Source organism: Pseudomonas machongensis (genome assembly GCF_034961125.1).
Classification (GTDB): domain Bacteria; phylum Pseudomonadota; class Gammaproteobacteria; order Pseudomonadales; family Pseudomonadaceae; genus Aquipseudomonas; species Aquipseudomonas machongensis.
Genome location: NZ_JAYFUI010000095.1, coordinates 39,371 through 49,049 on the forward strand (window position 1 = coordinate 39,371; position 9,679 = coordinate 49,049).

At 63.4% G+C, this 9,679-nt stretch carries 8 protein-coding genes; 3 read left to right on the plus strand and 5 right to left on the minus strand.

The window, feature by feature from the left end; translation table 11 throughout:
* The first annotated feature begins 271 nt into the window (after positions 1–271).
* Both purU and VA602_RS10190 read left to right on the plus strand, forming a co-directional pair.
* A complete protein-coding gene (purU, locus tag VA602_RS10185; RefSeq protein ID WP_054893794.1) occupies positions 272–1,123 on the plus strand; it encodes a formyltetrahydrofolate deformylase in 852 nt (283 codons plus the stop codon).
* Between the two features lie 15 nt (positions 1,124–1,138).
* Positions 1,139–1,372: a hypothetical protein gene (locus VA602_RS10190; RefSeq protein WP_081255308.1), complete on the plus strand. Its 234-nt coding sequence runs from the start codon at positions 1,139–1,141 to the stop codon at positions 1,370–1,372.
* Here VA602_RS10190 and VA602_RS10195 read toward each other — a convergent pair.
* The 4 genes from VA602_RS10195 to VA602_RS10210 form a co-directional block, all read right to left on the minus strand.
* Entirely contained in the window at positions 1,278–2,270 is a 993-nt protein-coding gene (locus VA602_RS10195; protein ID WP_323453153.1) for a lysylphosphatidylglycerol synthase transmembrane domain-containing protein, read from the minus strand. The two genes, VA602_RS10190 and VA602_RS10195, sit on opposite strands and share 95 nt — an antisense overlap.
* The gene (locus VA602_RS10200) at positions 2,267–3,031 is read right to left on the minus strand and encodes a DUF2334 domain-containing protein (RefSeq protein WP_125931517.1); all 765 of its coding nucleotides are present in this window, start codon (positions 3,029–3,031) and stop codon (positions 2,267–2,269) included. The genes VA602_RS10195 and VA602_RS10200 overlap by 4 nt, the downstream gene beginning before the upstream one ends.
* Positions 3,024–4,145: a glycosyltransferase family 4 protein gene (locus tag VA602_RS10205; protein WP_323453154.1), complete on the minus strand. Its 1,122-nt coding sequence runs from the start codon at positions 4,143–4,145 to the stop codon at positions 3,024–3,026. The genes VA602_RS10200 and VA602_RS10205 overlap by 8 nt, the downstream gene beginning before the upstream one ends.
* 192 nt (positions 4,146–4,337) lie before the next feature.
* Positions 4,338–6,212, minus strand: a complete 1,875-nt coding sequence (locus tag VA602_RS10210; RefSeq protein WP_323453155.1) for a methyl-accepting chemotaxis protein — start codon at positions 6,210–6,212, stop codon at positions 4,338–4,340.
* A gap of 168 nt (positions 6,213–6,380) precedes the next feature.
* On the opposite strand from VA602_RS10210, the gene VA602_RS10215 reads away from it, so the two are divergent.
* Positions 6,381–7,856: a helicase HerA-like domain-containing protein gene (locus tag VA602_RS10215; RefSeq protein ID WP_323453156.1), complete on the plus strand. Its 1,476-nt coding sequence runs from the start codon at positions 6,381–6,383 to the stop codon at positions 7,854–7,856.
* 58 nt (positions 7,857–7,914) lie between these two features.
* Here the strand turns inward: VA602_RS10215 and VA602_RS10220 are convergent, their stop codons facing one another.
* Positions 7,915–9,387 (minus strand): inorganic phosphate transporter, encoded by a 1,473-nt coding sequence (locus VA602_RS10220; protein ID WP_054893788.1) that lies wholly within the window; start codon positions 9,385–9,387, stop codon positions 7,915–7,917.
* Positions 9,388–9,679: the final 292 nt, after the last annotated feature.

The window sequence follows — 9,679 nt, forward strand, 5'->3', positions numbered from 1 at the left end:
CAGAGAGACAGTGGGCCAATAATAGACAGGCGATACCCGCAAGTAAACAATTAATAAGGGTGTCAAATGTCGAATCATTGTGACGCAACAATAAGAATGCGTCGGTAAAGAAAAATTTACATATTGCGTTATGCGTATCTTCTCACCTCATCCGCCAGCCCGCGGAGGGGCCTGGTCGGCATTGAGCCGGCACACAGGCCAATGGTTACTGCCTTTTTCACGGCAGATGGCTAGAATGTGCGCCTTTGCGAAGTTTTCCGGAGTCTGATCCATGCGCACCTATCGTCTGACGATTGCCTGCCCCGACCGTGTCGGCATCGTGGCAAAAGTCAGTAACTTCCTGGCCTTGTACAACGGCTGGATCAACGAAGCCAGCCACCATTCCGACGAGCAGAGCGGGTGGTTCTTCATGCGCCATGAAATCCGCGCCGAATCGCTGCCATTCGGTATCGAGGCCTTCCGCGAGGCCTTTGCGCCGATCGCCGAAGAGTTCTCGATGAGCTGGAATATCACCGACTCGGCGCAGAAGAAGCGCGTGGTGCTGATGGCCAGTCGCGAGTCGCACTGCCTGGCCGACCTGCTGCACCGCTGGCACACCGATGAACTGGACTGCGATATCCCGTGCGTGATCTCCAACCACAACGACCTGCGCAGCATGGTCGAGTGGCACGGTATTCCGTTTTTCCACGTGCCGGTCGATCCCAAGGACAAGGCCCCGGCCTTCGCCGAAGTTTCGCGCCTGGTTGCCGAGCATGGTGCTGATGTGGTGGTACTGGCGCGCTACATGCAGATCCTGCCGCCACAGTTGTGCCAGGACTACGCGGGGCGTGTGATCAACATCCACCACAGCTTCCTGCCATCGTTCGTCGGCGCCAAGCCCTACCACCAGGCTGCACTGCGCGGTGTGAAGCTGATCGGTGCCACTTGCCACTATGTCACCGAAGAGCTGGACGCAGGTCCCATCATCGAGCAGGACGTGGTGCGTGTGAACCATGCCGACAGCATCGAGGATATGGTTCGCTTCGGTCGTGATGTGGAGAAAATGGTGCTGGCGCGGGGTTTGCGCTACCACCTGGAAGACCGCGTGCTGGTTCACGGCAACAAGACCGTGGTCTTCGACTGACCGGAGCCCGCCCAGATGGCCGATCCGCGTGACAAAGCTGGCGCCCAGCCTCCGCCGACACTCGGTGAAGGCTGCCTGGCGCGCTACGATCCCGAGGCGTTGAGCGACGAAGACGGTACCGAGTTCGAAGGTGCCGCCGAGCTCTGGGAGCAACTCAACCCGCCTGACGCCGCCAGCGCTCCAGCAACGGGCGCGCCAGCAGGCAGACGAACACCGGCCCCCCGGCGAGCAGATAGAAGTAATAAGTGACGGCGCGCCAGATCAGGATCGCCGCCGCCGCTGTCGAGCTGCCCACCAGTGGCGACAGCAGGGTCGCCGACGTCAGCTCGGCGGCCCCTGCACCGCCTGGCAGCAGGCTGAATTGGCCGGCACTGAGCGAGAGCATCTGCACCAGGAAGCTCGGTATCCACGACAGCTCCACCCCCAGCCCCCTCAAGACCAGATACAGCACGCTGTAGCGCAAGCTCCAGTGCGCGCAGGTGAGGGCGAATACCAGCGCCAGCGTGCGCTTGGGCAGGCGCCAGGTTTCGGCCAGTGCCCGGATGAAGCGCAGCAGCCTACGTGCCCAGCGCCGACGACGGCTTGTCGACAAACCCAGGCGTTGCAGCAGACGGCCGTTCCAGCGCATCACGCCACGACGGCAGCGCAGCAGCAGGACGATTGCCGCCAGCACGCCACACAGCAAGGCAGCACTGCCCAGCAACATGCTTTCCTGGCTGCGGCCCAAGCTGTGGAACAGGGCGTAGCCGGCGATGGCCAGCATGGCGCAGAAGAAGAACAGCAGGTCGTTCAACTGATCCATGGCGAACACTGCGCCACTGCGGGCGGGGCCAATGCGTTCGCGGGCCAGCAGTGTCATCAGGGTCAAAGGGCCTCCGCTACCGCCGGGCGTAGTGCAGATGGCGAATTCGGTCGCCATCACCACTCCCAGGCTGCGTACTCTGCCCAGTTGCGCGCCCTGCTGGCCGAGCAGCAAGCGCAGGCGCACGGCGTTGATGATCCAGCACAGCAGAATCATGCCTAGCAGCGTTGCCATCAGCCCCGGGTCGAACGTCTGCAGGCGCGGCAAGAGTTGGCTGCCGCCGAGCAAACCCGGCACCAGCACGGCGAGCACCAATGCCAGCCCCAGCCAGGCGAGGCGGTTCATGGGCAGGTCCTGCGCTCCAGCCAGGCGGACTTGGTCAGAGGCTCACGCCCTTGCTCGATCAATTCACGCAGGGTGCGCAACCAATAGTTGCGTGCGCTGGCGTGGCGCATATCCACCGGATGCAGGCCCAGGCGCAAGGTTTCGGCCTGGCGCCAGCGTCGGGCCTGCCAGTCACAGAGCATCCGTGACATACCGCGGCGCCATGCACTGCGGGCGCTCCAGACCAGCCCAGGAGCTTCGATCGCGGTGAAGTCCGGCAGCCGATAAAGGTGCTGGGGTGTGCTGGTGTAGCGCAGCGGCAGGCGGCGCAGGGCCTGGCGGGTGCCTTCGCTCATCAGCCAGGCGGGCGCGACGAAGCCTGCGACCGGCCAGCCTTGGCTGGCGAACAGGGCCAGGCCCGCCTCCAGACGTTGCAGGGCTTCGCGCTGCTCCAGCGCATAGAACTCGCCCTCATGGGTGTAGATCCGGCGCATGAAGTACTCGGCAGGCCCGCGTGGGGCAGGGCCATCGTCGGCGTGGTAGAAACCGTGCAGCGCCAATTCGTCGCCGCGCGCCAGGCGCCGATCGAGCAGGCGGCAGAAGTCGGGGGAACGGGCCAATGCGTTGCGGTGGTGGAAGTCCGGGACCACCAGCCAGGTCATGGGCACGTCGCCCATTGCATCGACGGCTTCGACGAAGGGGCGGTAGTCGGGCCAGGTTTCGGGCGCGACATCGTGCAGCACCAGCATCAGGCTACGCGAATCGGCGGGCGCTTCACGCATGGGCGCGTACCTGTGGCGACAGGCCAAGCACGGCCTGGTAGTGCAGCAGCAGGCCATCGACCACGCTGTCCCACGAGTAATGCTGCTCCACATGGCGACGGGCCTGGGCGCCGAGGGGGCGCACGCCGGCTTCGAAGATTTCGCGCACTGCCCCGGCCATTGCCTGGCTGTCGTTGGCCTGGCACAGGCGCCCGCACTGGTCGTTGACGATCTCGCCGAAAGCCCCGGCGCGCACGGCGACCACCGGTGTGGCGCTGGCCATGGCCTCGAGTATCACCAGGCCAAAGGTTTCCTGGTCGCCGGCGTGCAGCAACAGGTCGGCACTGGCGAGCAGGCGGGCCACTTCATCGGCGGGGCAGAAGTGGTCGATCACGCTGACGTTGTCCGGCACGTTGGTCGGCATGTTCGAGCCGACCAGCAACAGGTGGTAATGGCGACCCAGGTGGCCCATGCACTCGAGCAGCACTGGCAAGTTCTTCTCCCGCGAGCCGCGACCGGCGAAGACGAGCAGACGAGTGGTGTCGGGAAGGCCGAGCTGGGCCCGCAGGTGCGGATCGCGCCTGTCGGGGTGGAAGGTATTCAGGTCGACCCCCAGGGGCTGTACATGCACATCCCGCACGCCAAGACGGCGCAGTTTGTCGGCCATCACCTGGCTCGGCGCCAGCACCCGGTCGAAATTGCCGTAGAGCTTGCTGACATAGGCTTCGACATTGGGGGTGAACCAGTTGCCCATGCGGTTGCTGACCAGCAATGGCAGGTCGGAGTGATAGAAGCCGATCACCGGCACGTCCAGCTTGCGTCGCGCCTCCAAAGCGGCCCAGGCGGTGAGGTAGGGATCGCCGACCTCGATCAGGTCAGGCTTGAGGCGGCGTAGCTCGTTGCACCAGGGCGTCAGGCGTACTGGAAAACGGTAGCCCTTGCCGAACGGCAGGGGCGGCGCGGGCACCTGGTAGATGCCATTGGCATCACGGGCGCTGGGGCCGGGGATCAGCAGACTGTGGCGTACGCCGGGCATGGCGTCGAGGCGATGGTGTTTGGCATCAAGATAGGTCCGTACACCGCCGCTGGCCGGGGCGTAGAACATGGTGATGTCAGCGATGTGCACGATCAGCATCCCTCCGGGATCGTCTTCGGGTCTGTCATCCGGCGGTAACAGACCGACGGTGACGCGCCTAAAGATTGACCTTTATGAAGGATAGTTTGTTCGATCGGGATTGGGCGGCGGGGCGTCCTGGCTTGCCCGCTGCGGGAGCGGGCGAGTCGGGATACCCCGCCGCTCCCACAGGTGCTGCACAGCGCTCAGGCGTCAGATGCGGAAACTGCCCACCAGTTGCTTGAGGCGTGCGGCCTGCTGTTCCAGATCGGAGCAGGCGCGCAGGGTGGCCTGCAGGTTTTCCACGCCCTCCTGGTTGAGCGTGTTGATCTCGTTGATGTCCATGTTGATCGACTCCACCACCGAGGTCTGTTCCTCGGTGGCGGTGGCCACCGACTGGTTCATGCCGTCGATCTCGCCAATGCGCTGGGTCACACTGCCCAAGCGCTCGCCGGCCTGGTTGGCGATCTGCACGCCGTCCTGGCTGTGGCGTTGACTCTGGTCCATGGTCTCGACCGAGGTGCGGGCGCCGACCTGCAACTCCTCGATCATCCCTTGGACCTGCTGCGCCGATTCCTGGGTACGGTGGGCGAGGTTGCGCACCTCGTCAGCCACCACCGCGAAGCCGCGGCCGGCCTCACCGGCACGGGCGGCCTCGATGGCCGCGTTCAGCGCCAGCAGGTTGGTCTGTTGGGAGATGCTGGTGATGACCTCGAGGATCTGGCCGATGTTGACGGTCTTGTCGTTGAGGGCCTCGATATGCGTACTGGAACTGACGATCAGCGCCGACAGGCGGTTCATCGCCTGGATATTGTGCTCGACCACCTGCTGCCCTTCTTCGGCGAGCAATCGGGCAGAGCTGGCATGCTGCGAGGCTTGTGCGGCATTGCCGGCGATTTCCTGGGCCGCGGCGCCCAGCTCGTTGATGGCGGCGGCGACGCTGTTGGTGCGGTTGGCCTGCTCGTCCGAGTTGAGCATCGAGGAATTGGAGGCGCTGACCACCCGCAGCGCCACTTCGTTGACCTGCTCGGTGGCCGAGGAGACTTCGCGAATCGAGCTGTGCACCCGTTCGACGAAGCGGTTGAATGCGCTGCCGAGCACACCGAACTCGTCATGGTTATGGATGTTCAGGCGCTTGGTCAGGTCGCCTTCACCTTCGGCGATGTCCTCCATGGCACGGGTCATGGTGTGCAGCGGTTGCATCAGCACGCGGATCAGCAGGCCGAGCAGGGCGATGATGATGACCACCGCCACCAGCGTGGCTATCACCGCCGAGTTACGGAAGGTGCTGAGCATGCTGAAGGCTTTGTCCTTGTCCACCGACAGGCCGATGTACCAGTTGGCCGAAGGCAGGCCCTGGATGGGCGTGAAGGTGAGCAGGCGCGCCTGGCCGTCGACCTGCACTTCGGTCAACTCGCGGGACAGTTTCGGGGTGTTCTGTGGGAAGGCCTCCGACAGCGATTTCATCACCAGGGCGTTGTCCGGGTGCACCAGGATCTTGCCCTGGTCGTTGACCAGGAACGCGTAGCCCATGCCGCCGAAGTTCAACGAGTTGATGATCTGTACCAGGCCGTCCAGCGCCAGGTCGCCGCCGACCACGCCGACATCGCTGGAAACCTTGTCGAGGATGCCCATGACCATCTTGTTGGTGGTCATGTCGATGTAGGGTTCGGTGAGGAGAGGGCCGCTGGCGGCCATGCCATCCTTGTACCAGGGGCGTACGCGCGGGTCGTAGCCGTCGGGCATCTTGCTGTCGGGGCGCACGCTGAAGCTGCCGTCGACCTTGCCCAGGTAGACCGTGAGGAAACTGGAGATCAGCGCCTGTTGCCCCATCAGGGTTTCGGCATCGGCCGGATGCTGGGCGATATTCTGCGCAAGGTTTTCCACCAGCCGGATCCGCCCTTCGAACAGGTTGCGGATCGTAGTGGACGTGGACTGGCCCATTTCTGCCAGGTAACTCTCCAGATTGGCGCGAATGGCATTACGCTGGAGATAGTCGTTGTACAACGTGAACAGCGCAAAGGCCAGTATCACGATCAGAGAGGCCGCCAAGAGAATCTTGTGGCTGAAACGAAGGCTTTTGTTCATGACGTCGTCGGGTCCGCTAAGGTTTTATCGGGTCGCTCGCACGAAGCACAGCAGAAAACAGTGCAACAATCCGGTGAGCCTTGGTGGGTTGTGTCCTGTATTTCGGGTCAATATCGCCTCTGCATATCGGCCGCTTTTAGGCAAAGCTTGAGAAGAGGATGAAATAAGATGTCGGATTCTTCGCAAATCGTTGTAGGTGGCGGTCTAGACGGCTTGCCAGTCGGCCAGGCCATGCGCTTGGCCAACCGCCATGGACTGATCGCCGGAGCGACCGGCACCGGCAAGACCGTGACCCTGCAGCGTCTGGCCGAGGTGTTCAGCGACGCGGGTGTGGCGGTGTTCGCGGCAGACGTGAAAGGAGACCTGTGTGGCCTGGGGGCGGCGGGTTCGCCCCAGGGCAAGGTGGCCGAACGCATTGCCGGGATGCCGTGGCTCGCCCACCAGCCCAAGGCCTACCCGGTGAGCCTGTGGGACATCGCCGGGCAGAGTGGTCATCCGTTGCGCACTACCCTCAGCGAAATGGGCCCGTTGCTGCTGGGCAACCTGCTTGAACTGACCGACAGCCAGCAGGCGGCACTCTATGCGGCGTTCAAGGTTGCCGACCGCGAGGGGCTGTTGCTGCTCGACCTGAAAGACCTCAAGGCGCTGCTCGGGCATCTGAAGGACAACCCGCAGCTGCTGGGCGAGGACAGCGCACTGATGACCACCGCTTCGACCCAAGCCTTGCAGCGGCGCCTGGCCACGCTGGAACAGCAGGGGGCCGAGGCGTTGTTCGGTGAGCCGGCGCTGCAACTGGAGGATCTGCTGCGGGTCGATAGCGATGGCCGCGGGCGCATCCACCTGCTTGACGCCAGCCGCCTGGTGCACGAGGCGCCAAAGGTCTATGCGACCTTCCTCCTGTGGCTGCTGGCCGAGCTGTTCGAGCAACTGCCGGAGCGCGGCGACGCCGACAAGCCGGTGCTTGCGCTGTTCTTCGACGAAGCGCACCTGCTGTTCAACGGGACCCCCAAGGCCCTGCAGGATCGTCTGGAGCAGGTGGTGAGGCTTATCCGTTCGAAGGGTGTGGGGGTGTACTTCGTTACCCAGTCACCGGGCGACCTGCCCGATGCCGTACTGGCGCAGCTGGGCTTGCGCATCCAGCACGGGCTGCGGGCCTTCACTGCCAAGGAGCAGAAGTCGCTCAGGGCCGTGGCCGACGGTTTTCGTCCCAATCCTGCCTTCGATACCCTGACGGTGCTCACCGAACTGGGGATCGGCGAGGCGTTGGTGGGCACCTTGCAGGACAAGGGGACACCAGAGGTCGTCCAGCGCGTGCTGGTGGCGCCGCCGCAATCGCGTATCGGCCCGCTCACTACGGCGGAGCGCAGTGCACTGATCGCGCAGTCGCCCCTGGCAGGACGTTATGACAAGCCGATCGACCGTGAGTCGGCCTATGAATTGCTGACCCAGCGCAAGGGCGAGCCGGTGGAGCCGGCGCCTCAGCCCAAGGCTGACGCAGACAGCCTAGCGGACAAGGCGGGTGAATTCTTGCAGAGTGCGGCAGGGCAGGCGATCAAGTCGGCGGTGCGCCAGGCCGCCAACCAGTTGGGCAGGCAACTGGTGCGGGGCTTGATGGGATCTTTACTGGGAGGCAAGAAGCGCTGAGTTTCCCCAGGGCATGAAAAAGGCGCCGTCGCGGGCGCCTTTTTCAATGCTGCAGGTGTCAGCCGATCGCTTTGGAGGCGAGCCAGAACAGGCCAGCCGCCAGGCCCATCGAGGCTGGCAGGGTCAGTACCCAGGCCAGCAGGATGGTTTTCACCGTGCCGCCTTGCAGGCCGCTCTTGTTGGCGACCATGGTCCCGGCAACACCCGACGACAGTACGTGGGTGGTCGAGACCGGCAGGCTGAACACGTTGGCCATACCGATGGCGCAAGCTGCGGTGATCTGTGCCGACATACCCTGGGCGTAGGTCATGCCCTGCTTGCCGATCTTCTCGCCAACGGTCAGTACCACACGCTTCCAGCCGACCATGGTGCCCAGGCCCAAGGCCAGGGCGACGGCCACGATCACCCAGAACGGGGCGTATTCGGTGGTTGCGGTGAGGTCCTTGCGCAGTTTTTCCAGGTCGGCCTTCTCGCGGCTATCCAGCCCTGGCAGTTTTCCGACCTTTTTCGCGGTGTCGTCCAGGCACAGCAGGTAGCGACGGACTTCCACACGCTGTTCGGCGTTCAGGTCACGGTAGTCGGTCACGCCCTGGAGCGAGGTCTGCAGCGCGGCAATGGTTGGCTCGGTCTGTTGCGGGTTGCAACTGAACTGCTCCGGCAGGTCGTTCGACTTGGCCTTGCCCAACGCCAGGAACTCGCCAAGCGTGGCGGCATTGCGCTGGTAGAACTGGCTCATGTGCAGGGTGGCGTCGCGGGTGCGCTCGATCTGGTAGGTGGTGCTGTTCAGGTCGAGAACGAACTTGGCCGGGACGATACCGATCAGCACCAGCATGATCAGGCCAATGCCTTTCTGGCCGTCGTTGGAGCCGTGCACGAAGCTCACGCCCATGGCCGAAATCACCAGCACCAGGCGGTTCCAGAAGGGTGGGTGCTTCTTGTCGTCGAGCTTGCGGCGCTGGTCCGGGGTCTTGTGCATCTTCGACAGCGGGCGCCACCATTTCAGGCCAATCAGCACCAGTGCGGCAACGGCGAAGCCGGCCATGGGCGAGACCACCAGCGACATGGCGATGTCGATCGCTTTCTGCCAGTTCACGCCGTCACCCAGCGGGATGTCGCTGAGCAGTGCGTTGGCCAGGCCAACCCCGAGAATCGAGCCGATCAGGGTGTGCGAGCTGGACGCCGGGATACCGAAATACCAGGTTCCCAGGTTCCAGGTGATGGCGGCGGCGAGCAGGGAGAAGACCATGGCCAGGCCATGCCCGGTGTTCACGTTGATCAGCAGCTCGACCGGCAGCAGGTGCACGATGGCATAGGCCACCCCGACACCGCCGAGCAGAACCCCGAGGAAGTTGAACACACCCGAGAAGAACACGGCCAGGTGCGGCGGCATGGCTTTGGTATAGATGACGGTGGCTACCGCGTTGGCGGTGTCATGAAAGCCATTGATGAACTCGAATGCGAGCACGAAGGTGAGGGCGAGCACCAGGCTCACGGCTACCCAGGCATCCAGTCCGCTGAATAAATCGATCATGAAGGTTTTCTGGCGGTCGTAGGGGGGCCGGATTATGCCAGAAAACCATGGCAATCGATGCACCCGTGACAGACAGATGGCAGCTTTTCTAATGCCGCCATGCCGGTTCGGCGGCAGGAAGCAAAGCGAAATCGGCGAATAAAAAACCGTTAATTTCGTTGAAATGCAGCGAATACGCGATAAATCGAAGGGTTTCACGGGATTCAAACGATTGTATGAAATTTGTGTAATTCCATTTCATCATCGTCGATTGCAGAAAAAGCGCACGGCGCCATGGCGTTCAGCACCATGG

Coding starts and splice junctions, on each gene's coding strand:
- VA602_RS10205 (WP_323453154.1), bottom strand. CDS start 4,145: ATGCTGATCGTGCACATCGCTGACATCACCATGTTCTACGCCCCGGCC.
- VA602_RS10210 (WP_323453155.1), bottom strand. CDS start 6,212: ATGAACAAAAGCCTTCGTTTCAGCCACAAGATTCTCTTGGCGGCCTCT.
- purU (WP_054893794.1), top strand. CDS start 272: ATGCGCACCTATCGTCTGACGATTGCCTGCCCCGACCGTGTCGGCATC.
- VA602_RS10220 (WP_054893788.1), bottom strand. CDS start 9,387: ATGATCGATTTATTCAGCGGACTGGATGCCTGGGTAGCCGTGAGCCTG.
- VA602_RS10190 (WP_081255308.1), top strand. CDS start 1,139: ATGGCCGATCCGCGTGACAAAGCTGGCGCCCAGCCTCCGCCGACACTC.
- VA602_RS10215 (WP_323453156.1), top strand. CDS start 6,381: ATGTCGGATTCTTCGCAAATCGTTGTAGGTGGCGGTCTAGACGGCTTG.
- VA602_RS10200 (WP_125931517.1), bottom strand. CDS start 3,031: ATGCGTGAAGCGCCCGCCGATTCGCGTAGCCTGATGCTGGTGCTGCAC.
- VA602_RS10195 (WP_323453153.1), bottom strand. CDS start 2,270: ATGAACCGCCTCGCCTGGCTGGGGCTGGCATTGGTGCTCGCCGTGCTG.